The 25,685-nt window shown below is 70.1% G+C and carries 21 protein-coding genes; 12 read left to right on the top strand and 9 right to left on the bottom strand.

Features of this window, described 5'->3' with window-relative positions:
• Positions 1-69: 69 nt before the first annotated feature.
• From ABE438_RS09145 to ABE438_RS09115, 7 genes are read right to left on the bottom strand one after another with little or no spacing between them, the layout of a single operon-like run.
• Positions 70-1,353, bottom strand: coding sequence for a glycosyltransferase family protein (locus tag ABE438_RS09145; RefSeq protein WP_346502287.1), 1,284 nt, complete (start codon positions 1,351-1,353; stop codon positions 70-72).
• Positions 1,328-2,236, bottom strand: a complete 909-nt coding sequence (locus ABE438_RS09140; protein WP_346502286.1) for a polysaccharide deacetylase family protein — start codon at positions 2,234-2,236, stop codon at positions 1,328-1,330. Before ABE438_RS09140 ends, ABE438_RS09145 begins: the two co-directional genes overlap by 26 nt.
• Positions 2,233-3,363: a glycosyltransferase family 4 protein gene (locus tag ABE438_RS09135; RefSeq protein ID WP_346502285.1), complete on the bottom strand. Its 1,131-nt coding sequence runs from the start codon at positions 3,361-3,363 to the stop codon at positions 2,233-2,235. Before ABE438_RS09135 ends, ABE438_RS09140 begins: the two co-directional genes overlap by 4 nt.
• Positions 3,364-3,373: 10 nt before the next feature.
• Positions 3,374-4,552 (bottom strand): ABC transporter permease, encoded by a 1,179-nt coding sequence (locus ABE438_RS09130; RefSeq protein WP_465248587.1) that lies wholly within the window; start codon positions 4,550-4,552, stop codon positions 3,374-3,376.
• Positions 4,549-5,547, bottom strand: a complete 999-nt coding sequence (locus ABE438_RS09125) for an ABC transporter permease (protein WP_346502350.1) — start codon at positions 5,545-5,547, stop codon at positions 4,549-4,551. The genes ABE438_RS09130 and ABE438_RS09125 overlap by 4 nt, the downstream gene beginning before the upstream one ends.
• A gap of 6 nt (positions 5,548-5,553) precedes the next feature.
• Complete coding sequence (locus ABE438_RS09120) at positions 5,554-7,488, bottom strand: ABC transporter substrate-binding protein (RefSeq protein WP_346502284.1); 1,935 nt, start codon at positions 7,486-7,488, stop codon at positions 5,554-5,556.
• Positions 7,488-9,374 carry an ABC transporter ATP-binding protein gene (locus ABE438_RS09115; protein WP_346502283.1) on the bottom strand — a complete coding sequence of 629 codons (1,887 nt, stop codon included), beginning with the start codon at positions 9,372-9,374 and terminating at the stop codon, positions 7,488-7,490. The genes ABE438_RS09120 and ABE438_RS09115 overlap by 1 nt, the downstream gene beginning before the upstream one ends.
• Before the next feature lie 229 nt (positions 9,375-9,603).
• Between ABE438_RS09115 and ABE438_RS09110 the strand changes: the two genes are divergently transcribed.
• The 3 genes from ABE438_RS09110 to ABE438_RS09100 are packed head-to-tail and all read left to right on the top strand — an operon-like array spanning position 9,604 to position 14,653.
• Complete coding sequence (locus ABE438_RS09110; RefSeq protein WP_346502282.1) at positions 9,604-12,345, top strand: ABC transporter ATP-binding protein/permease; 2,742 nt, start codon at positions 9,604-9,606, stop codon at positions 12,343-12,345.
• On the top strand, positions 12,342-12,857 hold the full coding sequence (locus ABE438_RS09105) for a cyclic nucleotide-binding domain-containing protein (protein ID WP_346502281.1): 516 nt from the start codon (positions 12,342-12,344) through the stop codon (positions 12,855-12,857). The genes ABE438_RS09110 and ABE438_RS09105 overlap by 4 nt, the downstream gene beginning before the upstream one ends.
• Before the next feature lie 41 nt (positions 12,858-12,898).
• On the top strand, positions 12,899-14,653 hold the full coding sequence (locus ABE438_RS09100) for an adenylate/guanylate cyclase domain-containing protein (protein ID WP_346502280.1): 1,755 nt from the start codon (positions 12,899-12,901) through the stop codon (positions 14,651-14,653).
• A gap of 21 nt (positions 14,654-14,674) precedes the next feature.
• Here ABE438_RS09100 and ABE438_RS09095 read toward each other — a convergent pair whose 3' ends face one another.
• A complete protein-coding gene (locus tag ABE438_RS09095) occupies positions 14,675-15,277 on the bottom strand; it encodes a hypothetical protein (RefSeq protein WP_346502279.1) in 603 nt (200 codons plus the stop codon).
• A 25-nt stretch (positions 15,278-15,302) separates the two neighbouring features.
• On the opposite strand from ABE438_RS09095, the gene ABE438_RS09090 reads away from it, so the two are divergent.
• The 7 genes from ABE438_RS09090 to ABE438_RS09060 all read left to right on the top strand — a co-directional run bounded on the left by ABE438_RS09090 (position 15,303) and on the right by ABE438_RS09060 (position 22,904).
• A complete protein-coding gene (locus ABE438_RS09090) occupies positions 15,303-15,959 on the top strand; it encodes a class I SAM-dependent methyltransferase (RefSeq protein ID WP_346502278.1) in 657 nt (218 codons plus the stop codon).
• A complete protein-coding gene (locus ABE438_RS09085; RefSeq protein WP_346502277.1) occupies positions 15,956-17,224 on the top strand; it encodes a glycosyltransferase in 1,269 nt (422 codons plus the stop codon). Before ABE438_RS09090 ends, ABE438_RS09085 begins: the two co-directional genes overlap by 4 nt.
• Complete coding sequence (locus ABE438_RS09080; RefSeq protein WP_346502276.1) at positions 17,221-18,369, top strand: glycosyltransferase family protein; 1,149 nt, start codon at positions 17,221-17,223, stop codon at positions 18,367-18,369. The genes ABE438_RS09085 and ABE438_RS09080 overlap by 4 nt, the downstream gene beginning before the upstream one ends.
• 132 nt (positions 18,370-18,501) lie before the next feature.
• Positions 18,502-19,491, top strand: a complete 990-nt coding sequence (gene cobS, locus ABE438_RS09075; protein ID WP_346502275.1) for a cobaltochelatase subunit CobS — start codon at positions 18,502-18,504, stop codon at positions 19,489-19,491.
• 13 nt (positions 19,492-19,504) lie between these two features.
• Complete coding sequence (locus tag ABE438_RS09070) at positions 19,505-19,810, top strand: GFA family protein (protein WP_346502274.1); 306 nt, start codon at positions 19,505-19,507, stop codon at positions 19,808-19,810.
• Between the two features lie 78 nt (positions 19,811-19,888).
• Positions 19,889-21,784, top strand: coding sequence for a cobaltochelatase subunit CobT (cobT, locus tag ABE438_RS09065; RefSeq protein ID WP_346502273.1), 1,896 nt, complete (start codon positions 19,889-19,891; stop codon positions 21,782-21,784).
• 103 nt (positions 21,785-21,887) lie between these two features.
• Positions 21,888-22,904: an esterase-like activity of phytase family protein gene (locus tag ABE438_RS09060; protein WP_346502272.1), complete on the top strand. Its 1,017-nt coding sequence runs from the start codon at positions 21,888-21,890 to the stop codon at positions 22,902-22,904.
• Between the two features lie 390 nt (positions 22,905-23,294).
• Here the strand turns inward: ABE438_RS09060 and rpmB are convergent, their stop codons facing one another.
• The gene (gene rpmB, locus ABE438_RS09055; protein WP_346502271.1) at positions 23,295-23,582 is read right to left on the bottom strand and encodes a 50S ribosomal protein L28; all 288 of its coding nucleotides are present in this window, start codon (positions 23,580-23,582) and stop codon (positions 23,295-23,297) included.
• Positions 23,583-23,840: 258 nt separating this feature from the next.
• Between rpmB and ABE438_RS09050 the strand changes: the two genes are divergently transcribed.
• Both ABE438_RS09050 and ABE438_RS09045 read left to right on the top strand, forming a co-directional pair.
• Positions 23,841-24,668 (top strand): DUF3108 domain-containing protein, encoded by an 828-nt coding sequence (locus tag ABE438_RS09050; protein WP_346502270.1) that lies wholly within the window; start codon positions 23,841-23,843, stop codon positions 24,666-24,668.
• 94 nt (positions 24,669-24,762) lie between these two features.
• Positions 24,763-25,650: an alpha/beta fold hydrolase gene (locus ABE438_RS09045; protein WP_346502269.1), complete on the top strand. Its 888-nt coding sequence runs from the start codon at positions 24,763-24,765 to the stop codon at positions 25,648-25,650.
• Positions 25,651-25,685 lie beyond the last annotated feature (35 nt).

Below are 25,685 nucleotides of genomic sequence, written 5' to 3'. Positions count from 1 at the left end.
CGGGCGGCTTGGCCAGCGGCGAAGCGCCACAGGCCGGCTGCGGTGGACAAAAGGCCGGCCGGACCGGCCTCAGCCGGCCACCATGGCCGGGCGCGGCTCACGGCGCCGACGCACCGGTGCCGACAGCTCGTCGGCGAGGAAGCGGCTGATCGTCGGCAGCCCGTCGAGCAGGTCGGGCAGGAAGGCCTGGGAGGGCGGCAGGCGCTTCGGCAGGGCATGGAGGGCCTTGGCCATCTGCAGCGGATCGCGGCTGGCGGCGCCGGCCTCGACCGGGTCGTGCAGCATGTCGACCAGCTTCAGCCTGTCGGCCCGCTCGGCCCGGATCGCCTGCTCGAGGCGCGGCTTGACGCGCGGCACGATCAGCGCCGGCTTGTCGAAGGACAGGATCTCGCAGAACGTGTTGTAGCCGCCCATGGCGACGACGCAGTGGGCCCGGTTCATCAGCAGTTCCAGCCTCGGCTCGAAGCCGATGCTCTCCAGCTTCGGCAGGCGCGCGATGCGCTCGCTGAACTCCTTACGCTTTTCGCGCGACATGAACGGGCCAAAGACGATCAGCGCCGGCAGCTCGATGCTGCGGTCGGCCTCATAGGCCGAGATCACCCAGTCGATCACCCCGGCGCCGTCGCCGCCGCCGCCCGGCGTCACCAGGATGAAGGGCCCCTTGGTGATGCGCGGATGCCGGTTGGGCGGCACGGGCGAGGGCACGGCGCGCTTGAGATAGCCGGTATAGCGCACCTTGCCGGCAAAGAGCTGCGGGTTCGGCAGGCCCTCCAGCGGGCGATAGACGCTCTCCAGCCCGTAGACCAGGATGTCGTCGTAGATCGTGCCGAGCGCATCGAGCGCGCCGTTTTTGCACCATTCCTCGGCGAGCTTGGCCGGCTCGTCGAGCACGTCGCGCACGCCGAGGACGATGCGGGCACCGCGTCGGCGCAGCAGGTCGAGCGCCGGAGCCAGCTCGCCGCGCAGGCCGAGCGGCTCCTTGTCGACGATCACCACGTCGGGGTCGAAGGATTGCGCCACCTGCTTGATGATGTCGGAGCGCAGCCGGATCGTGTCGTCCAGCTCGAGGCTGAGATGATGCGGCTGGTAGCGCCCGTCGCTCTGCTTCTCGACGCCCGGAATGCGGACATAGTCGACGCCGTCGCCGAACTGGAAGCTCGAGATCATCGAGGAGCCGGAGACGATCAGCACCGAGATATGCGGATAGCTGGCGACCAGCGAATTCGCGATCGCCCGGCAGCGCCGGATATGCCCGAGGCCGAAGGTGTCGTGGCTGTAGATCATGACGCGCGGCGCATGCGCGCTGCGCGGCGGACGGCGCTGCCCGCTATCGTCGATCAGGCTGAGCGGCATGCGACGCGGCGTCCTCTGGTGGAAGGTCGTTCAGCCTTCCGGAGGCCGAGGACGCTCCGGGGCAGTCAGCCATGATAGCGGCCCGCGCGCCGCCTTCCAAGCTCGGAACCGCTCCAAACAGCGCATCCGGTGCGAGGCGAACGATGGCGGGATGGGCCAGCAGCGCGGCGAGCAGCCGGTCGAGCAGGCGCCAGAGCGGCGGATCATGGTCGCGATGATGCAGCAGCAGGCCGAGTGTGTCGTCCCCTTGGTCCGCCTCGCGCCGCGCGGCGAGCAGGCGCGTGGTCTCGGCGAGGATATCGGCATCGCGGCGGCCGATGCGCCCGCCCTGCCAGTCCATCACGTCGACATCGCTGTTGGCGATGGCGAGCCCGTCCGGCTGCACGGGTTCGAAGCGCCGGAAGCAGGAGAGCCCGCTGAAGCCGATGGTCGGCAGCGCCGGCAGCAGCGCGGGCGCGATGCGGTTCCAGGGCGGTACCAGCACGGGCAGGGCATTGTCGCCGAACAGCGTCCTCATGCGCTGCCGGCCCTCGGCCAGCTCGGAGAGCACAGCCGAGGCCGGGCGATGCGAGCCGAGCTCGGCCTTCTTCTCGCCGGCCGGCGCGTGGCTCAGATGCCGCGCTCCGTGCTGGCAGGGGCGCAGCAGCGGGCAGCGTGCGAGCCGCGCAGGCAGGTTCTCCTGCGCCAGAAGCGGGATCACGGCGAGCAGCACGGGCAGGTTGGCGCGTGCTGCCATCGCCTCCAGCCGGTCGAGCTGGTCGCCCGGCGCGATCGCGTCGTCGTCCCGCAGCCAGAGCCGGACCCGGCGGCCCTGCGCCGCCCAGAGATCCAGCTCGCGGCCGAGCGCGTCCCAGGGATCGTCGGTGGGGATGATCGTGCTCACGGCAACGCATCGGCGCGCGCGGCGGCTTCCTCCGGCACGAGGCGCGCGAGCACCTCGCGCAGGATGGCGCAGGCGGCGCGTCCGTCGCGCTCCTCGCGCACGAAGCGCGCCGCGGCGGCGCCCATGCGGGCCCGTCGCGCCGGGTCGCCCATCAGCGCGGCGATCGCCATCGCGAGCGCGGCCGGATCCTCCTCCGGCACCAGCAGGGCCGTCTCGTCGCGGTGAACCACAGCCGGCACGCCGCCGCTGTCGAGCGCGGCGACCGCGAGCCCGGCAGCCTGTGCCTCGAGATAGACCAGCCCATAGGCCTCCCGCAGGCCGGGCCAGACGAAGAGATCGTGCTCCCCGAGCGCCGCCAGGATGGTGCGGTTGTCGCGCAGGCCGGCCCATGTCACCCGCCCGGCCGGCAGGGGGGAGAAGGCGGCCTCGATCGCGGCGCGACGCGGCCCGTCGCCGATCAGCGTCAGCGTCCACGGCCTGTCGGCGATCAGCGCCAGGGCCCGGGCGAGATGCCGGTAGCTGTTCTCCTTGGTGCCTTCGCGCATCATCGCCACCGCAATCAATCGCGGAATGCCGTCATCGCTGCGCGGGGCGGGGAGCGGCGCCTCGTGCGCGGTCAGCAGGAAGGGTGGCAGGTCGACGAGGCGATCGGGTTCGACAAGGGCGGCGAGCCCGGCGCGGTCGCGCGGCGTCATGCACAGATGCAGGTCGGCGGTGCGGATCGCCTCGCGCGCCAGCCCCGCGGCCTGCGCCCAGGGGCCGTCGAAGCGCTTCGGCGCGTCGCTGGCTTCCGCGATCACCAGCGGCAGGCCGAGACGCCGCGCCAGCGGGGCGCCGACGAGATCGGGCGCGCGGTAATGGCAGTGATAGGTGAAGACGAGGTCGGGCCGGGCCCCCGGCAGGCGCCAGCGCCGCGCCTGCCGCTCGCAGACCTTCTCGGCCGCCAGCCGGTGCGCGGCGAGCAGCGCCGGGTCGGGCTCGCGCATGAAGCTGCGCGGCGCGTCGATCACCTCGACCGCGTGGCCGAGCCGTTCCAGCAGGGCGACGAGCTGGCGCGCCATGCGCCGGTCGCCCGAAACGGCGCCGTCGCCATAGCGGTTCAGCGGGGTGTGGAAGGCGATCCGCACCGGGGCGGAGTCAGCGATAGGGGTCGGCCGCGTCGCGCAGGCCGTCGCCGAGGAAGTTGAAGGCGAGGATGATCACGATCACCGGCACGCATGGGTAGAGCAGCCAGGGATAGAGCGCGACGACGTTGATGTTCTGCGCCTCGTTGAGCATCACGCCCCAGCTGGTGATCGGCGGGCGCAGGCCGAGCCCGAGGAAGGACAGGGCCGTCTCGCCGAGGATGGTCTTGGGGATGGTGATGGTGGCGGCCGCGATCAGATGGCTCATGAAGCCCGGGACGAGGTGCAGGCCGATGATGCGGGCGGGCTTGGCGCCCATCAGCTGGGCGGCGACGACATAGTCCTCCTCGCGCAGCGCCAGCAGCTTGGAGCGCACGGCGCGGGCCAGCCCGGTCCAGTCCATCAGGCCGAGGATGACCGTGATGCCGAAATAGACCAGCACGGGGCTCCAGGAAGGCGGCATCACCGCGGCCAACGCCAGCCAGAGCGGGATATGGGGCAGCGACTGCACGATCTCGATCAGCCGCTGCACGAAGAGATCGACCTTGCCGCCGTAATAGCCGGCGATGCCGCCGATCACGACGCCCAGCACGAAGGAGACCATGATGCCGAGCAGGCCGATGGTCAGCGAGATGCGCCCGCCATAGAGGATGCGCGAGAACATGTCGCGCCCCAGCCGGTCGGTGCCGAGCAGGTAGAGCGTGCCGCCCTCCGGCGGGCAGAACAGGTGCAGGTTGCCGGGAACCAGCCCCCAGAACAGGTAGTCGTCGCCTCGGCAGAAGAAGCGGATCGGCTGCGGCTTGCTGCGGTCGACATCGTATTCGCGCTTCAGGTTCTCCATGTTGAGGCGCTGGGTATAGGGATAGACGAACGGCCCGACGAAGCTGCCCTCGTGGAACAGGTGTACCGGCTGGCGCGGGGCGCGGATGAAGTCGGTGTTGCGCGTGGTGTAGTGGTAGGGCGCGAGGAACTCGGCGAAGGCGACCGAGAGATACATCAGGATGATGACGACGCCGGAGATCACAGCGAGCTTGTGCTTGCGGAACTTCCACCACATCAGCTTCCACTGCGGTGCCAGATAGACGCGCTCCTGCTCCGCCGACATCGCCTCGGCGGCATAGGGCTCGAACGGCGCGCTCGACCAGCGGTGCGGCAGCGGCTCGGAAGCCTGGGGTGCGGGAGGCGTCGTCACTTCGTCGCCGCCCCCTGCAGCCGGATGCGCGGATCGAGGATCGCCAGCGCGATGTCGGAGATCAGCACGCCGATCACCGTGAGGAAGGAGAGGAACATCAGGAAGGAGCCGGCGAGATACATGTCCTGGCTCTGCAAGGCGCGGATCAGCAGCGGGCCGGTGGTCTGCAGCGAGAGCACGATGGCGACGATCTCAGCGCCCGAGACGATCGAGGGCAGGATGTCGCCGATGTCGGAGATGAAGAAGTTCAGCGACATGCGCAGCGGGTACTTGCGCAGCGCCTTGCCGGGCGGCAGCCCCTTGGCGCGGGCGGTGACGTAATACTGCTTCTGCAACTCGTCGAGCAGGTTCGCCCGCAGCGAGCGGATCATCCCGGCCGTGCCGCCGGCCCCGATGATGATCACCGGGATCCAGAGATGCTCGAGCACCGATTTGAACTTGGCCCAGCTCATCGGCTGGTTAAGGTATTGCGGGTCGACGAGCCCGCCGATCGAGGTGCCGAACCAGACATTGGCGAAGTAGAGGAAGACCAGCGCCAGCAGGAAGTGCGGCACCGCCAGCCCGATCAGCCCGATGAAGGACAGGCCGTAATCGCCCCAGCTGTACTGGTGCGTGGCACAGTAGATCCCGATCGGGAAGGCGACGATCCAGGTGAAGATGATCGTGAAGAACGAGACGATCATCGTCAGGAACAGCCGGTCGCCGACCACGTCGCGCACCGGCAGCTGGTATTCGAAGGAATAGCCCATGTCGCCGCGCAGCAGCCCGCCGACCCAGCGGGCGTAGCGTTCGAGCGGCGGCTTGTCGAAGCCGTACTCCTTCTTGAGGAACTCGACGCGGCTGAGATCGGCCCGCTCGCCCTGGGCCTGCATCTCGGCGACCATCGTCTCGAAATAGTCGCCTTCGGGCAGGTTGATCACGGTGAAGATCAGCGCGCTGGTGACCAGCAGCGTCGGGATCATGATCAGGACGCGCTTGAGGATGTATCGCAGCAGCACGCCTCAACTCTCCCGCGGCAGGGCCGGCCGCTCGTCGAACCAGAACGTGTCCGGCATGTAGCGGCCGAAGAACGCCCCCGGCTCGAAGCTGTAGAGGCCCTTTTCCGGCACGTTGCGCAAGGTGCGCGCCACCACCACCGGCTGGAGCGTGGCGTTGATCACCCCGATAGTGAAGAGCTGCTCGGCATTGATGCGCAGCATCGCCTGCCAGATCGCCTTGCGCTCGTCATGCGTGGTCGAGCGCCGCCAGGCCCGGTAGAGCGCCACGAGCTCGGCCGCCTCGGCGACATCGGGCGCCTCGCCCTCGCGGCCGCCGCTCTCGAAATACTGGCCCCAGCGCGGCCAGTTGAACTGGCTCGGCGAGGTCGGCGCCAGCGCGTCCGGCTCCATTTCCGGGGCGACCAGCGCATTGTCCATGCCGGTCCAGACCGACATCACCGTCTGGCCGGCGAGGATGCGGCGGCGGAACACGTCGAGCTGCGAGGAGCGCGGGTGCATCTTCAGCCCGATCGCCCGGAAATCCTCCTTGATCAGGTCGAGGATGTCGGTCTCCTCGGTCGAGGCGCCGGCGGTGTCGATGGTGAATTCCAGCCGGCGCCCGTCGGGGAACAGGCGGATGCCTTCGGAATCCCGCTTCGACAGGCCGATCTCGTCGAGCAGGCGCTCGGCCTCGCGCTTGTCGGGTCGGGTCCACATCGCCGCGAGTTTGGCGTCGTAGAGCGGGCTCTCGGGCAGGGCGGTGTTGCCGCTCTCGGTGGCGAGCCCGAAGAAGATGACGCGGTTGATGTCCTTGCGGTTGATCGCCAGAGACAGCGCCTTGCGCCAGCGCAGGTCGCGGTTGAGGTCGCGCCAGACCGGGTCGATCGCGTTCAGGTTCGGCATCAGCGCGAACCAGGCGCCCTCGGCCCGCTTCCACAGCCGCACGTCGAAGGCCATGCGCTTCGAGGCGTCCTTGAGGAAGGTGTAGTTGTCGAAGCGCAGATAGCGCGCCTGCAGGTCGCTCTCGCCGGCCGCCGTCTTGGCCGGGATCAGCGTGTTCGAGCCGATCGTCAGCGTGACCTCGTCGATATAGGGCAGCTGCCGCCCGTTCTCGTCGATCCGGTGGAAGAACGGGTTGCGCCGGAAGATGAACTGCTCGGCCGGGATCGCGGTGGTATTGCGCCAGGGGTCCAGCGTCGGCAGGTCGGGATTCTCGGGGCGATACTGGCGCGAGAAGCGCTCGTGGAGGGCGCCCCAGTCGCGCACGCGCACCGCCTTGATCCGTGCCGCCAGCGCCGCCTTGTCGGCATAGCGCTCGTGGAACTGCTTCAGGTAATGCGCCGGCATCATGATGTAGAGCGGCTGCGCGCTCGCCAGCGCCGGCAGGAAGACCGGGTTGGGCTGCGACCAGCCATAGCGGATGGTCAGCGGGTCGAGCACCTCGACGCGCGGCGCCTCGCCGGCGATGATCAGGCTCTGCGGCGGGCCGCCGGGCGAGAGCCGCGGATTGTTGGCGACGTCCTCCCACCAGTAGCGGAAGTCCTCGGCGGTGAAGGGATGCCCGTCGGACCAGCGATGGCCCGGCCGCAGCCGCAGCGTGAAGCGCCGCCCTTCCTCGACCTCGACGCTCTCGAGAATGTCCGGCACGAGGTCGAGATCGTCGTCATAGACCACCAGCCGGGTGTAGCCGTAGAGCGTCATCATCCGGATGTCGCGCTGGTCGCCCATCAGCATGCGCATGCTGCCGCCGTGCAGCCCGGGCTCGCGGCCCATCTTGCCGACATGGATCACGCGCGGCACGCTCGGCAGGCGGTGGACGAGCGGCGGCAACTCGCCGGACATCACGCGCGCGGCCGTGACGGCGCTCTCGCGTGACGGCGGCGGCGGCTCGGCGAGCGCCGGGCTCGCCACCGCGGTGGCCAGTGCCCCGAGCAGGAATTCCCTGCGGTCGATCCCCATCAGGCGAACTCCCTGACGTCGGCGCCCGGCCGTGCGAGCACGAGATGGCCGGAGCCGAGATCGAGATGGCGCAGCGGCTCGCCGCCGGGCTCTGCCCGGAAGCCGGCGGGCCAGTAGCGCATGTCGGAGGCGCCTCCCGGCGCCGCCAGCTTGAAGTCGAGCCTGCGGTCGAGATCGGCGAAGGGCACCGATTTCAGCAGCGCTTTGGTGTAGGGATGCGCCGGGGCGGTGAAGATGCGGTGGCGCGGGGCGAGCTCGACGATGCGCCCGTTTGCCATCACCGCGATGCGGTCGGCCATGTAGTTCACCACCGCGAGATTGTGCGAGATGAACAGGAAGGTCAGCCCGCGCTCGGCCTGCAGGTCCTTGAGCAGGTTGAGCACCTGGGCCTGGACCGAGACGTCGAGCGCCGAGACCGGCTCGTCGCAGATGATCAGCTCGGGATCGAGCGCCAGCGCCCGGGCGATGCCGATGCGCTGGCGCTGCCCGCCCGAGAAGGAATGCGGGTAGCGGTTGAGGAAGCGCGGGTCGAGCCCGACATCCTCCATGAGTGCGCGCACGCGCTCCTTCTGCTCGGCCGGGTCGCCGCGGCCGTGGATCGCCAGCGGCTCGCGCAGGATGCTCATCACGGTCATGCGCGGCGACAGCGACGAGACCGGATCCTGGAAGATCATCTGGACCCGCGGGCGGAAGCGGCGCAGCGCCTCGCCGCCCAGCCCGAGCACGTCGATGCGCTCGCGCCCGTCGTCGAAGACGATCTCGCCGGCATCGGGCGTCACGGCCCGCATCACGATCTTGCTGACCGTGGTCTTGCCGCAGCCGCTCTCGCCGACCAGGCCGAGGCACTCGCCGCGCCTGATGTCGAATCCGACATCGTCCACCGCCAGCACGCTGGCGCTCGATCCGCCGAAGAAGCGGGTGGAGGAGGTGGTGTAGGTCTTGCGCAGGCCGCGCACCGAGAGCAGCGGCGCCTCCTGCGTGCCGGCCGGGCGCGGAGGCACGCGTGCCGGGAGCGCCTCGGCGCCGGAGCGCGGGCGCGCCTCGCGCAGCGCCACCAGCCGCTCGCCCTCTTCCATGTCGAAATGCGGCGAGGCGTTGAGCAGGGCCTTGAGATAGGGATGCTGCGGGCGCCGGAAGATGTCCTCGGCCGTGCCGCTCTCCATGATCTCGCCGTGATAGATCACCACCACCTCGTCGGCCATGTTGGCGACGACGCCCAGATCATGGGTGATCAGCAGGATCGCCATGCCCATCTCGGCCTGGAGATCGCGCATCAGGTCGAGCACCTGCGCCTGGATGGTGACGTCGAGCGCCGTCGTCGGCTCGTCGGCGATCAGCAGCGCCGGCTTGCAGATCAGCGCCATCGCCAGCATGGCGCGCTGCCGCAGCCCGCCCGAGAGCTCGAACGGGTAGAAGTCGAAGGCGCGCACCGGGTCCTTGAAGCCGACGCGGGCCAGCATCGCCTCGATCAGGCCGCGGGCCTCCGGCTTCGGCATCGGCCGGTGCAGCAGCAGCGCCTCCTCGATCTGGTTGCCGATCGTGTGGACCGGCGAGAGCGAGGACATCGGCTCCTGGAAGATCATGCCGATCCGTCCGCCGCGCAGCGCCCGAATCTCGCGCCCTTCCGCCGGCAGCCCGGCGATGTCGATCTCGCTGCCTGGGGTCCGCGGATCGCGGAACAGGATGCTGCCGCCGGTGACGCCGCCATTGCGCGGCAGGAGGCCCATGATCGCCTGCGAGATCACCGACTTGCCGGAGCCCGATTCTCCTACCAGCGCCACGGTCTTGCCGGCGGGCACGCGCAGCGACACGCCCTTCACGACGTCGCGAGCGAAGCCGTGGACGGTGAAGCCGATGCGCAGGTCGCTGATCTGCAGAATGTCCATGGGTGGCGGCTGCCGTGTCGTCCTGTGGTCCTGGCCGGCTTGGCGCTGGCGGTCGGGCCCGCCCGCCATGCCGGCGAAGCGGGCCGGCGCGGATATTCTCTGCGCTCCATGACGCCGGCGCAACAGCTTCCGCTCGCCGTGCCTGGCTCATTGCGCGCGAGGGGGGAGTGCGCCCATATGGAGACGCCCGCCGCGCCGGCGGCGCCGCAACGACCACCGGGATGATCCCTTGGACAGAAGTCTCTTCCGTTACATCTGGCAGAAGAGTCGCGCCGAGCAGATCTTCGTCCTGTTGATCATCCTGGTGTCGATCCCGTTCAACTGGGCTTCGTTCGACGTGCCCAAGCGCATCGTCAACGATGCGATCCAGGGCGGTGCCTTCAAGGACGGACGCGCCACGACCACGGTGTTCGACTGGTCGCTGACCCTGCCGGACCTGCTGGGCGGCGCCAGCTTTCGCATTTCCGACGGGATTCAGGTCTCCCAGCTCGGCCTGCTGCTGGCGCTGAGCTTCTATTTCCTCGCGCTGGTGCTGATCAACGGCGCCTTCAAATACGTGGTCAACCTGCGCAAGGGCATCCTCGGCGAGCGCATGCTGAGGCGCATGCGCTACGATCTCTTCGGCCAGCTCATGCGCTTCCGGCCCGAGGACATCCGCTCCGCCAAGCCGGCGGAGGTGGCGAGCATGATCAAGGACGAGGTCGAGCCGATCGGCGGCTTCGTCGGCGACGCCTTCATCCAGCCAGCCTTCCTGCTCAGCCAGGCGCTCACCGCGCTCGCCTTCATCATGATGCAGAGCATCTGGCTCGGCTCGATCGCGCTGGTGATCGTGATGGCCCAGGCGATCATCATCCCGATCCTGCGGCGCGAGCAGCTGCGCCTCGGCCGCGAGCGCCAGCTCGCCTCGCGCCAGCTCGCCGGCCGCATCGGCGAGATCGTCGACGCCGGGCCGACCATCCAGGGCCATGGCGCCACCGCCTTCATCCAGGCCGACATCGCCAGCCGCCTCGGCAAGCTCTTCGACATCCGCTACGCGCTCTACAAGCGGAAGTTCGCGGTCAAGTTCCTCAACAACCTGCTGGCGCAGATCACGCCGTTCTTCTTCTACGCGGTCGGGGGCTTCTTCGCGCTGCAGGGGCGGCTCGACATCGGCCAGCTCGTCGCGGTGATCGCCGCCTATCGCGACCTGCCGCCGCCGATCAAGGAGCTGATCGACTGGGACCAGCAGCGCAACGACGTCACCATCAAATACGAGCAGGTCATCGCGCAGTTCAGCCCGCGGGAATCGGTGGCGCTCGAGGATCGCGAGGAGCCGAGCCATCTGCCGGAGACCGGCACGATCCGCTTCGACAAGGTCGAGATGTCGGATAATCGCGGCCGGCCGCTGCTGCTGCCCTTCAGCTTCTCGATGGAGCGGCCGGCGCGCGTCGCGCTGATCGGGCCGCAGGGCAGCGGCCGCGACGCGCTGGCCCGCATCCTCGGGCGCCAGAACATGGCCTATGGCGGGCGTGTCCTGATCGACGGCCAGCCGCTGGACGGCTTCAGCGTCGCCCGCGCCAGCCATCTCATCGGCTATGCCGGTTCGGAGGTCGAGCTGATCAACGGCTCGCTGCGCGACAACATCCTGCTGCCGCTGCGTCGGCGCCGGCCCAGCCTGCCGACCGACCGCAAGCTTGACCTCGCCGAGCATCGGCGGGTGATCGAGGCGCTGCGCGCCGGCAACACGCCCTTGCCCTTCGAGGCGGACTGGACCGATTACGAAGGTGCCGGGCTCGATGGCGACGGCGCCCTCGACGCCCATCTGGTCGCGCTGCTGACCATGCTGCAATGTGCCGACGAGGTCTACGAGCTCGGTCTCGACGCCAAGGTGATGGCACCGCTCTCGGAAGGGGCGGCCGAGCGTATCGTCGAGGCGCGGCGCGTGGTGGCGCAGGAGATCGCGCAATCCGATCTCGGCGGGCTGATCGAGCCCTTCGATCCCGACCGCTACAACGCCAATGCCACCATCGCCGAGAACCTCGTCTTTGGCGCGCTGCGCAGCGGCCTGCGTCCGGCCGACCTTCTGCTCGACAATCCCTATGGCCGCTCGGTGCTCCAGGCCGAGGCGCTGGAGGAGCCCCTGGCCGAGATCGGCGGGCGCATCGTCACCACCCTGGTCGAGGTCTTCTCCGGCATGCCGCAGGGCCATGTGCTGTTCGAGCGCTACGGCTTCGGCGGCGGGCTCGATCTCGAGCGGCTGAACGAGCTCTCGGAGGAACTCGCCCGCCACGACATGCGCGGCCCGCTCGATCCGGCCCTGCAGCGCGAGCTGATCGGCCTGGCGCTCGGCTATGTCGAGCCCAAGCACCGGCTCGGCCTGCTCGACCCGGCGCTGCGGCGCCGGGTGCTGCGGGCGCGCGAGACCTTCCGCGTCTACCTGCCGGGCGAGACCGCCGAGGAGATCGAGTTCTACGATCCCGAGGGCGTGATCCACGGCGCCAGCGTGCGCGACAACGTGCTCTTCGGCCGTATCGGCTTCGGCATCGCCGATGCCGGCGCCAAGATCGGCGCGATCGCGCGAGCGGCGATCGCCCGTGCGGGTCTCGAGGGCTCGGCCTACCGCCTCGGTCTCAACACCGATGTCGGTCTGCGCGGGCGCTACATGCCGATGCGGCTGCGGCAGATGGTTCCCATCGCCCAGGCCCTGATCAAGCGCCCCGACATCCTCGTGCTCGATCTCGACGGCTTCCTCGCCAGCTCGCCCGATCCGGACGGGCTGGTCGGGAACCTGCTCGACCACTGCGCGCGCCAGACGGTCTTCCTGCTCTTGACCGATGCCTCCCATGCTGCCGATATCGAGTGCGAGATCGTCTTCGATGGCGCCGCCGGACGGCTGCCGGGCGAAGACGCCGTGGAGGAGAGCGGGGGAGCGGAGACCTTGCCGCCATTGCCGGTTCCCGGCGGTGGCCTGCCGATGGAGGCCAGGACATGACGCTCGAGAGCGATATCGGCTGCCTGAAGTCCATCCCGCTGTTCCAATCGCTGCCGCCGCCGCGGCTCAAGCTGCTCGCCCTGATGGGGGAGCGTCTGCGCTTTTCCGCCGGCAGCGTGATCAGCCGCGAAGGCCTGAAGCCGCAGGAGGTGTTCTGCGTTCTCGAGGGCCAGGTCGAGATCAGCAATCCGCAGGCGGGCGAGGGGCATGAGAGCCTGTCGCTGTCCACCGGCAGCATGCTGGGCGACGTGCCCTTGCTCTGCGGGCGCGTCTCTGCAGGGCGGGTGACGGCCAAGACCGACGTGGTCGTGCTACGCCTGCCGCGCGAGCTGTTCTTCGAGCTGCTCGACAGCGTGCCCGAATTCGCCATGGCCCTGACGCGCGATCTCGCCTGCCGGCTCTACCGGCTGGCCGGCGCCGTGCTCCAGCGCGAGGTCGCGGCGCGGGCGCCGCAGGACGAGGCGGGCCCGGCCGGGACCCCGTCGGCAGTGACGCCCCGGGGGCAGGCATGAGTTCCATTCCCTCGACGGGGGCCTCGTCAAGCTTCGCGCGGATGTCGTCGCTCAGCCGCGACGTCCGGCTGGTCTCCGGCTGCGTGCTCATGCTCTTTGCCGGCACGCATTTTCTCAATCACGCCATGGGCATCTTCGGCGTCGGCGCGATGGAGGCCGGGCAGGTCTGGCGCAGCTGGTTCTGGCAGAGCCTGCCGGGCACGATCGCGCTCTACGGCTCGTTTCTCGTCCATCCGACCTTCGCGCTGATGCGCGCCGCCCAGCGCCGCACCTTCCGCATGCCGGTGCGCGAGATCGTGCAGATCGCACTCGGCCTCGCCATCCCGCTGCTGCTGATCGACCATATCGTCGCGACGCGGGTGCAGGGCATCCTGTTCGCGCAGGACCAGAGCTATCACGCGGTGCTGCGCCGACTCTGGCCAGGTCTCGCGCTGTCGCAGAGCCTGTTGCTGGTGGTGGTCTGGGTGCACGGCGTCATCGGCCTGCACTTCATCTTCCGCTCGCGCCCCTCCTATCCGCACTGGCGCGACGCCTTCATGCTCGCGGCGGTGCTGGTGCCGCTGCTCGCCATCATCGGCTTCTCGGTCGGCGGGCGCGAGGCCAAGCTGATGGCGCTGCCGCCGGAGCTCTACACGCCGCAGCAGGTCGATTCCTTCAACCAGCACGTCACCTGGGCCAAGATGGGCTTCTTCGGCCTCGTCGCGGGCTTCGTCGGCTTCGTCGCTCTGCGCGAACTTAGGGCGCGTGCGCTTGGCGAGATCGTGGTGCGCTTCGTCGGGCACGGCTCGCGCAAGGTCGTGCCGGGCTTCACCCTGCTCGAGATGTTCCGCCGCTTCGGCATTCCCCATGCCGCGCTCTGCGGCGGGCGGGCGCGCTGCGCCACCTGCCGGGTGCTGGTGCTCGACGGTCTCGAAGGCTTGCCGCCGCCCGGCCCGAACGAGGCCAGGCTGTTGCGCCGGATTTCGGCCGGCGACCGGGTGCGTCTCGCCTGCCAGCTCAGGCCGACGCATGATCTCCAGGTCCAGATATTGCTGGCGGCGCGCCAGCGTGGCGCCGGGCCTTCCGGCGCGCTCGCCGGCGAGCCGGGCATCGGCCGGCGCGGCATCACCGTGATGGTCGCCGATCTGCGCGCCTTCACGGCGCTGTCGCAGCGCCAGCTGCCGCATCAGCTGATGACGCTGCTGAACCGCTTCTACGACGAGATGTCCCAGGCGATCGCCGCCCATGGCGGGCGCATCGAGGCGATCTATGGCGACGGGCTGATGGCGGTGTTTGGGCTGGAGACCCCGCCCGCCCGCGCCGGCGCCGAGGCGATCGCCGCCGCCGGTGACATGGTCCGCGCGGTCGAGGCGCTGAACCGCGAATATGCCGCGGCGCTGCCGCTGCCGCTGCGGATCGGCATCGGCATCCATGGCGGCGAGGCGGTGATCGGCGCGGTCGAGACCAAGGCCACCGGCCGCCAGGAGATCACGGTCGGCGAGACGGTGATGATCGCGAGCCAGCTCGAGGCCGCGACGCGCCGCCTGCTGGCGGACGTGCTGGTCTCGGCCGAGACGATCAAGGCGACCGGCCGCAGCTTCCCCGGGCTGGTGCCGCACCGCATCGCCATCAAGGGGCGCGACGCGCCGGTGCTGGTCTATGCGCTGGGCGGCGACATCGAGCCCCGCCGCCGCGATGGCGGCGAGGCCGCGCCGCAGGCGGATGCCAAGTCGCCCGAGGTCAAGTCTGGCGACACGAAGCCGGCGAAGGACGAGGCGGCTTCGACGGCGCCGCCGGCCGGCAACGGCGCCGGCTGAGCCGAGGCCGTCCCGTCCGGCTCAGCGCGAGAACACCAGGAAGCGGCGCCGGTCATAGCCGGCCGCGGCGAGGGCAGCGTCGTTGATGCGCAGTTCGAGGTCGATCAGCGGCGCGCCGCCGCGCGCGGCGAGGATCGGCCCGATCTGGCCGAGCGCCCGGTCGAGCGCCAGCGCATGGTCGATCACCATGACCTCGGCGCGGCGGATCAGGCCGAGCAGCGTCTCGTCGACCGCTTCGCCGCGCCCGAACGGCTTCAGCGACAGGCCGAGCAGCACGAGCCCGAGCCGGCCCTCGGGCGGGGAAGGCGGCGCCTGCTGCAGCTTGGCCCGGACGTGCCGGACGCGGCAGGGCGCGCCGTTCAACGTCTGCGCCTCATGGTCGGGAATCTTCGGGTCGATCACCGTCACCGAAAGGGGGCGGTGCGTCAGGAAGCCGGTGATCGGCAGGCCGGCGCCGCCGATCTCGACGATATGCGCGCAGTCGCGCAGGGCATGGGCGGCGAGGACCTGGCGCAGCTCCGCCGCCGGCCCGGCCAGATGGGGCAGGCGGGTGCCCTCGAGCGCCGCGTCCTCGCGGTTGGCGTCGGCCTCCGACTGTGCATAAGGTCCGGCCCGTTCCGTCATCAATCCCGATCCGATCCCGTCCGCAATGACCAGCGCGCTGCCCGCCGACGCACTCTATGACATCCTGCGCGGGGTCGCAGCCCTGACGCGCGATCCCGTGGTGGCCGATCTCGCCCGCCTCGTCGGCAAGGCGCCGCCGGACGATCTCTCCATCGCCTTCAACCACAAGCAGATCGGCTCCAAGCGCTGGCTGGTCGACGCGCTCGCCGAGGTGTTGCCGGCGCCGGGCGGCCCGGTCTGGGTGCTCGGCGCCTGGCATGGCGTGCTCGGCGCGATGCTGCTCGCCGAGCCGCGGCTGACCATTCCGCAGGTGGTCAGCGTCGATCGCGATCCGCGCTGCGCGGCGGTTGCCGAGACCCTGAACCATCGCCATGTCGCGGATGGCCGCTTCCGCGCGCTCACCGCCGATATGATGACGCTGGACTTCGCGGCCGAACGGCCGGGCCTCGTCGTCAACACGAGCTGCGAGCATCTCGACGACGTGCCGGGCTGGCTGGCGACGCTGCCGGCCGGCCTGCCGCTGGTGCTGCAGTCCAATGACTACGAGCGCGAGCCGGATCATCGCAGCTGCGTGCCCTCGCTCGACGCCTTCCGCGCCCAGGCCGGGCTGTCCGAGATCCTGTTCGCCGGCGCGCTGCCGACGAAGAACTATACCCGCTTCATGCTGATCGGCCGGCGATGAGCGTGCCCGAGCCGACCGGCCCCGCGATCGCGATCGCGATGAAGGGCTATCCGCGCCTGTCGGAGACCTTCATCGCGCAGGAACTGCTCGGCCTGCAGCAGCGGGGGCTCTCCTTCGCGATCTGGTCGCTGCGGCGCCCGACCGATGCGGCGCGGCACCTCATGCATGCCGAGATCACCGCGCCGCTGCATTACCTGCCGGAATATCTCCATGACGACCGCTGGCGCGTGCTGCGCGGCGTGGCGCGCGCGCTGCTGCGGCCGAGCGCGCCGCGCCTGCTCGCCACCGTGGCGCGCGACCTCTGGCGCGATCCCACGCGCAACCGCCTGCGCCGTTTCGGCCAGGCCTGCGTGATGGCGCGCGAACTGCCGGCCGGCACGCGCCATCTCCACGTCCACTTCCTGCACACCCCGGCCTCCGTGGTGCGCTATGCCGCGCTGAGCCGCGGCATCGGCTGGTCGTTCTCCGCCCATGCCAAGGACATCTGGACCACGCCGGACTGGGAGAAGCGCGAGAAGATCGCCGATGCGCGCTGGGGCGTCACCTGCACCGCCGACGGCCATGCCGAGCTGGAGCGCCTGTCGCCGACATCCGGGAAGGTCACGCTGCTCTATCATGGGCTCGATCTCGCCCGTTTCCTGCCCCCGCCGCAGGACCGGCCGGCGCGCGATGGCAGCGACCCCGCCGCTCCGGTCGCGATCCTGACCATCGGCCGCGCGGTCGCCAAGAAGGGCTTCGACGACCTGCTCGCGGCGCTCGCGGCCCTGCCGCCCGGCCTGCACTGGCGCCTCGTCCATATCGGCGGCGGCGAGCTCCTGCCGGCGCTCAAGGCGCAGGCCGAGGCGCTGGGTCTGGCCGATCGCATCGTTTGGCGCGGGGCGCTGGCGCAGGACCGCGTCGTCGCGGCGCTGCGCGAGGCCGATCTCTTCGTGCTGCCCTCGAAGCAGGCCGGCGACGGCGACCGCGACGGCCTGCCCAATGTGGTGATGGAGGCCGCCAGCCAGGCGCTGCCGATCGTCGCCACCGATTTCGCCGGCATCCCCGAATTCGTGCGGCAGGGGCGCGAGGGCGTGCTGGTGCCGCCGGGAGACGTCGCGGCGCTGGCAGCGGCGCTGGCCGGGCTCGCCGCGGATCCCGCCCGCCGGGCCGCGCTGGGGCAGGCGGCCTTCGCCCGGCTCGCGGCCGACTTCTCGGCCGGCGCCGGGCTGGCGCGTATCCATCGCGCGCTGGCCGCGGCGGCTTCGGGCGAGGTCCGGGCGCCGTGACGGCGCGGGTCCTGATTGCGGTCACCCATCTGCTCGGCATCGGCCATCTCGTGCGGGCGCGACATTTGGCGCAGGCGCTGGCGCGGGCCGGTTACGCGGTGACGCTGGCGAGCGGCGGGATGCCGGACGGCGCGCCGGACGCCGGATATCGCGTCGAGCAGTTGCTGCCGCTGCGCGTCCAGGGCACCGATTTTCGCAGATTGCTGGACGAGCGGGGCGAACCGGCCACGCCCGAGCGGCTGTCGGCCCGGCGAGACGCGCTGGCCGCTCTGGCCCAAGAGATCGCGCCGGATGTCGTCGTCACCGAGCATTTTCCCTTCGGTCGCCGCCAACTGGCCCAGGAGTTCCTGGCGCTGATCGCGGCGGCGCGCGCGGCAAGGCCGCAGGTGCGCGTCCTCGCCTCCATCCGCGACGTGCTGGTCGTGCCTTCGGGTCCCGAGCGCGTGACCGAGGCACATCGTCGCGTCGCGGCCCTGTTCGACGCGGTTCTCGTCCATGGCGATGCGCGGCTCCTGCCGCTCGACGCCTCCTGGCCGGTGACGCCGGAGCTCGCCGGCAAGCTGGTCTATACCGGCTATCTCGCAGCGGCCCCAGCGGGCGAGACCGCCGCGCCGGTGGAGGCCCGGGAGGGCGGTTCCGTCCTTGTCTCCGGCGGGGGATCGGCCGCGGCGCTGCCGCTGTTCGAGGCTGCGCTGGCGGCTGCGCGACTGCTGCCCGACCAGCGCTTCCACCTCCTCGTCGGGGGCGGCGTTGCCGAGGCGGCCTTCGCGGCGCTGCGTGGCAGTGCACCCGAAAATGCGCGCGTCGAGCGGGCCCGGCCCGATTTTCCGGCCTTACTGCGGGCCTGCGCGCTCAGCGTCAGCCTGGCCGGCTACAACACCGTGCTCGATCTCGTGCAGGCTGGGCGGCCGGCGCTGCTGGTGCCGTTCGACGCCGGCAACGAGACCGAGCAGGCCTTGCGCGCCGCGGCGCTGGCGCGGGCGGGGCTGGCGGCCGTGGTCGCGCCCGAGCCGGCGGCCCTTGCCGCGGCGATCCGCGCCCGGCTCGCAGCCGGCGCGCCGCCGGCGCTGGCGGTCGATCTCGACGGGGCGCAGGGCACGGTCGCGGCGATCGCGCGGCTGCTGGCGCGCGATCTCCCGGCATGACGCTTGCGTATACCGCCTGCGAATTGCCGGTACGTGTCTTTCCCTTTAATGAGAAAACCCATGCCTCCCATTCGGTCGGCTTCGAGGACAACCGGCAGTTCCCGGCCCCTGTCCTGCGCCCGGAGATGAACGATGACGACGACGCCCGCCTCCACCCCCGGCCTGCCGGACACCAAGCTCTCGGTGCGCCAGGTCTTCGGGATCGACAGCGATCTGGAGGTGCCCGCCTATTCGCAGACCGACCCGCACGTCCCGGATCTCGATCCCGACTATCGCTTCGATCACGACACCACGATCGCGATCCTCGCCGGCTTCGCCCATAACCGCCGCGTGATGATCTCGGGCTATCACGGCACCGGCAAGTCGACCCATATCGAGCAGGTCGCGGCCCGCCTCAACTGGCCCTGCGTGCGCGTCAACCTCGACAGCCACGTCTCCCGCCTCGATCTCGTCGGCAAGGACGCGATCGTGCTGAAGGACGGCAAGCAGATCACCGAGTTCCAGGACGGCATTCTGCCCTGGGCGCTGCAGAACAACATCGCGCTCGTCTTCGACGAATACGACGCCGGCCGCCCGGACGTGATGTTCGTGATCCAGCGCGTTCTCGAGCAGTCCGGCAAGCTGACGCTGCTCGACCAGAAGCGCGTCATCCGCCCGCATGCGGCCTTCCGCCTGTTCGCCACCGCCAACACGGTCGGCCTCGGCGACACCTCGGGCCTCTATCACGGCACGCAGCAGATCAACCAGGGCCAGATGGACCGCTGGTCGATCGTCACCACGCTGAACTACCTGCCGCACGACAACGAGGTCGCGATCGTTCTCGCCAAGTCGAAGCACTATCAGACGCAGGCCGACGGCAAGGACATCATCAACAAGATGGTGCGCGTCGCCGACATGACCCGCAACGCCTTCATGAACGGCGACCTGTCGACGGTGATGAGCCCGCGTACGGTCATCACCTGGGCCGAGAACGCCGCGATCTTCGGCGATGTCGGCTTCGCCTTCCGCGTCACCTTCCTCAACAAGTGCGACGAGATGGAGCGCATGCTGGTGGCCGAGTTCTTCCAGCGTTCCTTCGGCAAGGAACTGCCGGAGAGCGCGGTCAACGTCGTGCTGAGCTGAACGGAGGCCGGCCGTGGCGCGGTATGAAGGAGGCTGCCATTGCGGGCGTGTCGCCTACGAGGTCGATGTCGACCTCGGCAGGACGGTCACCTGCAACTGCTCCTACTGCCAGCGCCGCGGATCGGTTCTCGCCTTCGCCCCGGCGCAGAGCTTCGCCCTGCTCAAGGGTGAGGATGCGCTGAGCGAGTACCGCTTCCACACGCGGCAGATCCAGCATCTGTTCTGCGAGACCTGCGGCATCGAATCCTTCGCGCGCGCCGCCATGCCCGACGGCACGCCGACGGTCGCGATCAATGTCCGCTGTCTGGACGGCGTCTAGCCTGCCGCGCTGAACCCGACCATGTATGACGGGCGCTCGCGCTAGCCGTGCGCCGGCCGTGAAGGGATTGCGAAAGCCTTGTCCATCTCGAACCGCAAGCCCGGGACCCCGAAGGAAGCCCCCGTCGAGCCGCTGAAGCGCGCCGTTTCGGGGGCGATGAAGGCGATCGCGCGCCGGCCGGAGATGGAAATCGTCTTCGCGACCGACAAGCCGTCCCTCGTCGGCGAACGCGCCCGCCTGCCGGAGCCGCCCCGCAAGCTCTCCGCCAACGACGTCGCCGTGCTGCGCGGTCACGCCGATTCCATGGCGCTGCGCCTCGCCTGCCACGACGCTGCGATCCATCGTCGCGCCGCGCCCGAGGGCGACGCCGCGCGCGCCGTCTTCGACGCCGTCGAGCAGGCGCGCGTCGAGAGCGTCGGCACCCGGCGGATGAGCGGCATGGCCGGCAATATCGGCGCCATGCTGGAGGACCGCTATCACCGCGGCGGCCGCTATGAGGAGATCACCGACCGCGCCGACGCGCCCCTCGAGGATGCGCTCGCCCTGATGGTGCGCGAGCGGCTGACCGGGCTGAAGCCGCCCAAGGCGGCGGAGAAGCTGGTCGATCTCTGGCGCGAGCAGATCGAGGCCAAGGCCGGCGGCGACCTCGACCGGCTGAGCCAGTCGATCGAGGATCAGCGCGGCTTCGCCCGGACCGTGCGCGACATGCTGGTCTCGCTCGACATGGCCGAGCAGTCGAGCCAGGGGGACGAATCCGAGGAGGACGAGGACGATCAGGACCAGTCCTCCGATGATCAGGAGCAGCAGGACGGCGAGGCCGAGCAGCAGAGCCAAGGCGAGCGCACCGAGACCGAGGTGAGCGAGGACGCCACCGAGGAGATGGAGGAGGGCGCTTCCGAGGCCTCCGACGCTCCCGCAGGCGACTGGGACGAGGAAGACGAGAACTCCGAGGCCGAGGAGGCCGGCGAGGCGCCGCGTCCGCGCGATCCGCGCGCCAATGACCGGCCGCAGACCGATTACAAGGCCTACACGACCAAGTTCGACGAGACGATCACCGCCGAGGAGCTTTGCGACGCGGAGGAGCTGACGCGGCTGCGCGCCTATCTCGACAAGCAGCTGGCGCATCTCCAGGGCGTGGTGGCGCGCCTCGCCAACCGCCTGCAGCGGCGGCTGATGGCGCAGCAGAACCGCTCCTGGCAGTTCGACCTTGAGGAGGGCGCGCTCGATCCCTCGCGCCTGCCGCGCATCATCCTCGACCCGTTCCAGCCGCTCTCCTTCCGGCAGGAATCGGACACCAATTTCCGCGACACCGTCGTCACCCTGCTGATCGACAATTCCGGCTCGATGCGCGGGCGGCCGATCACGGTCGCCGCGACCTGCGCCGACATCCTGGCCCGCACGCTGGAGCGTTGCGGCGTCAAGGTCGAGCTGCTGGGCTTCACCACCCGCGCCTGGAAGGGCGGGCTGTCGCGCGAGGCCTGGCTGCAATCGGGCAAGCCGGCCAATCCCGGCCGCCTGAACGATCTGCGCCACATCATCTACAAGGCCGCCGACGCCCCCTGGCGCCGGGCCCGCAAGAATCTCGGGCTGATGATGCGCGAGGGTCTGCTCAAGGAGAATATCGACGGCGAGGCGCTGGACTGGGCGCATAAGCGCCTGCTGGCGCGCTCCGAGCAGCGCAAGATCCTGATGGTGATCTCCGATGGCGCGCCGGTCGACGATTCGACGCTTTCGGTGAATGCGGGCAGCTATCTCGAGCGGCATCTGCGCCATGTCATCGCCGAGATCGAGACCCGCTCGCCGGTCGAGCTGATCGCGATCGGCATCGGCCACGACGTCACGCGCTATTATCGCCGCGCCGTCACCATCGTCGACGCCGAGGAACTCGGCGGGGTGATGACCGAGAAGCTGGCCGAGCTGTTCGAGGAAGATGCCGGCGGCGCCGGCAAGCGCGGCGCGCGCCGCGGCCAATGAGGCGTGAGGCCGCGCCTGCAGGCGTCGGTGCTGCGGCGTCTCCCGAATCGGGGGATGGCGGCTGCATCGGCTTCGCGCGCGCCCGCATGACCGGCTCCGCTCGATGACCCTGTCGCGTCTGACCCGCCGCGGCCTTATCGCCGGGCTCGGTGCGACGGCGCTCGCCCCCGCGGCTCGGGCGCAGAGCCTCGAGCCGGCGCGTGTGCCGGTCGCGATCTCGGCCCGGCCGATCGCCAGCTTCGAGCCGCGCAGTCCCGCGCGCACCCGCTTCGGTGCGCTCGACTATCGCGGCGGGCTGGTGCTCACCGGCAGCCATCCGCGCTTCGGCGGCTTCTCGGGACTCTGGCGCTCGCCGGACGGCGAGCGGCTCGTCGCCGTCACCGACAACGCCTTCTGGCTGACCGCGCGTATCGTTCGCCGCGACGGGCGCCTCGCCGGGCTGGAGCAGGCCGAGATGGCACCGGTGCTCGGTGCCTCGGGCAGGCCGCTGCACCGCTCGCGCCATTTCGACACCGAGGCGCTGGCGATTAGCGACGGCGTCGCCTGGCTGGCGGTCGAGCGTACGCACGACATCCTGCGCTTCGACTGGGCCCGCCACGGCGTCGAGGCGCGGGCCAGGGCGGTGCCGGTTCCGCCGGCGGCGAAGCGGCTGCCGCGCAATCGCGGCATGGAGGCGCTCGGCGTGCTGCCGCCGGGCCATGCGCTGGCGGGTGCGCTGGTCGCGATCTCCGAGCGTTCGGGCGGCGAGGACGAGCCGACGCAGGGCTTCATCATCGGCGGGCGCCGGCCCGGCAGCTTCCAGATGCTGCGCCGCGACGGCTACGACATCACCGACCTCGCTTTCCTGCCGGAGGGCGACATGCTGGTGCTCGAGCGCTGGTACCGGCCGCTGCGCGGCGTCGGCATGCGCATCCGCCGTATCGCCGGCGCCTCGATCATGCCCGGCGCGCGACTCGACGGCCCGGTGCTGATCGAGGCCGATCTCGGCCAGGAGATCGACAATATGGAGGGCATGGCGGTGCATCGCGAGAACGGGCGCACCATCGTTACCCTGATCTCCGACGACAATTTCTCCCATTTCCTCCAGCGCACCATCCTGCTGGAATTTGCGCTGGGCTGAGGGAGGGCGCCGGGCGGATTGGTGGCTAGCCAGTCTGTACCCGGCCACTCGGCTTGCTGGCCGGCTGCCGGTACTCGCGCTCCTCTGCGACCTCGCCCGCAGCCCGGGGCGCTGGACGAGCTACCGTGTCCCGGGGAACGACGGCGGCCGGCGTCGTCGCTGCGTTGGGTGCGATCGCTGGCGGGATGGCGTGGTCATGTGTTCAAGGCCCGGGCCTTCGGCCCGCCCCGGAATGAGGGGGCGGTTCCGGGGCGCGATGTGGCCTGCCGAGCATGAGCCAGGATGCCTCAGCTGTGCCCCACTGCCGGACGGGCCTTGCCGCTACCTTGCGCCCAAACGAAAAAAGCGGCCTCGCGGCCGCTTCCTTCCGTCCCGATCAGGGCTCTCCGCTCAGTTGGCGGCGAGCTTCTTCTCGAGGTCGCGCTTCAGCGCGAGGGCGCCCGTCGACAGGTCGCCGGCCGGGGCCTTGAGCAGGAAGGCGTCCAGGCCGCCGCGATGGTCGACCGTGCGCAGGGCGTTCGCCGAGACGCGCAGGCGCACCGAGCGGCCGAGCGCGTCCGACTGCAGCGTCACATTGACGAGGTTCGGACGGAAGACCGTCTTCGTCTTGCGGTTCGAATGGCTGACGAGGTGCCCGGTCTGGGTGGCTTTCCCGGTCAGTTCGCAACGGCGGGCCATGATCTCGTTCCCAAAATCTCCGGACGCCCAACACGAAATGCCGACACGCGACGTGCCGGCAGGCGAGCACCGGAAGTCAAATTGAAGTGGGCGGTCTATAGCCAAGGGGGGCGGGCGCGTCAAGGCGGAGTCCAAAACGCGCCGCTGGAAAGGTCTCGGTAACCTTCTGGCGGCAGATTTCGTTAATCAAGCCACGATTCGGACCGAATCGGAGTGCAACGAGCATCGACCAAGGCTTGCGTCGCCCGGAGCATCGAGATGAAGCCCGTCCCATCGCCGATTCTGCCCGGCCTCGGTCTGGCCACCGCCCTGCTGCTGGCCGCGTCTCCTGCCGGCGCCGCCTCGCTCGACGCGACCTATGACGTCTCCCTGCTCGGCCTGAGCTTCGGCACCGCCACGCTGAGCGGCCAGGTCGAGGACAGCGCCTACAAGCTCGACGTGACCGCGCGCCTTACCGGGCTGGTCGGCGGCTTCACCGGCGGCCGCGGCTCCGGCGCCGCCACAGGCAGCTTTGCCGGCGCCAAGCCCTCGCCCGCGACCTTCGCCGTCTCCTCCGCCAGTTCGTCGGAGAGCCGCACCGTGCGCATGGCGCTGGAGCGCAATGCCGTGCGCGCGCTCGAGATCGAGCCGCCGATCGATGCCAAGCCCGACCGCGTCGAGCTGAAGGATGGCCATCGCCGCAATGTGATGGACCCGATCAGCGCCTTCCTGATGCCGGTCGAGGGCGGCAGCAAGGGCGGCGGCGCCGCCTGCAACCGCACCTTGCCGATCTTCGACGGCGCAGCGCGCTACGACATCAAGCTGAGCTATGCCGGAAGCCGCGAGATCGCGATCGACGGCTATCGCGGCCCGATCTCGATCTGCAAGGCACGTTATGTCCCGATCGCCGGCCATCGCGCCCTGCGCCCCTCGACCAAGTTCATGGCGGAGAATCGCGAGATCAGCACCTGGCTCGCCCCGGTCTCCGGCACCAGCCTGATGGTGCCGGTGCGCATCTCAGTGAAGACGATGATCGGCACCGCGGTGATCGAGGCGACCAGCCTCAAGGTGGATCCCGGCACCACGGCGAGCGCGCGCCGGGACTGAACCGGCCGGTATCCGGCACGGCTGCGCCGGCGGCCATTGCCGCCGGCTCCCGGCCGGGGCTAGCCTCGCTTGGGAATCGGACCGGGGAGGGGCCATGTCCAGCGATTTCGCCGTGCCGTCGGGCATCAGGCATCGTCATCTCGCCGTGCGCGATACCAGTCTGCATGTCGTCGAGATCGGTGACGGGCCGCCTGTGCTGCTGCTGCATGGCTGGCCGGAGTTCTGGATGAGCTGGCTGCCGCTGATGAACCGGCTCGGCGACGCGTTCCGGCTGATCGTGCCGGATTTGCGCGGCTTCGGCGACAGCGGGAAATCGCCCGAGCCCCGCAGCGATGTCGGCGCCAACAGCCATGCCGACGACATGGCCGCGCTGGTCGAGGCGCTGGGCCTCGGGCCCGTCGGCGTGGTCGGGCACGATGTCGGGGCCTATGTCGCGCAGGGCCTCGCCCGCCGCCATCCGCAGAAGGTCGACCGGCTGCTGTTCTTCAACTGCCCGACGCCCGGCGTCGGCCAGGCCTGGGTCCGCGACGGCCATGTCAACGAGATCTGGTACCAGTCCTTCCAGCAGCTGGCGCTCGCCGAGCAGTTGGTCGGGAGCAGCCGCGAGACCTGCCGGCTCTATCTCTCGCATTTCCTCCGGCACTGGTCGCACCGCACAAACGCCTTCGACCCGGTGCTCGAGCTCTGGGTCGACAATTTCCTCAAGCCCGGCACCCTGCGCGGCGGCTTCGACTGGTACCGCAGCCAGAACGCCGCCCGGCTCGCGGCGATCGACGGCCACCCGGCGCCCTCTGTGCCGATCCACCAGCCGACCCGCGTGCATTGGGGCCGCCACGACCCTGTGCTGCCGGTCGCCTGGAGCGCCTTCGTCCCGGATTTCTTCGATAAGGTCGCTGTGACGGTCTGCGAGAGCGCCGGCCATTTCGTCCATGTCGAGGCGCCCGACGAGGCGGCGGAGGTCTTCCGCGAGGTCTTCGGCTGACCCTGCCGCCGCCGCCGGCCCTTCCGCCGGCGGAA

The organism is Allobosea sp. TWI1241, assembly GCF_039673065.1.
Taxonomy (GTDB): Bacteria; Pseudomonadota; Alphaproteobacteria; order Rhizobiales; family Beijerinckiaceae; genus Allobosea.
Note: the sequence above shows the minus strand (reverse complement) of the source record. Positions and strands in the feature narration are given on the sequence as shown.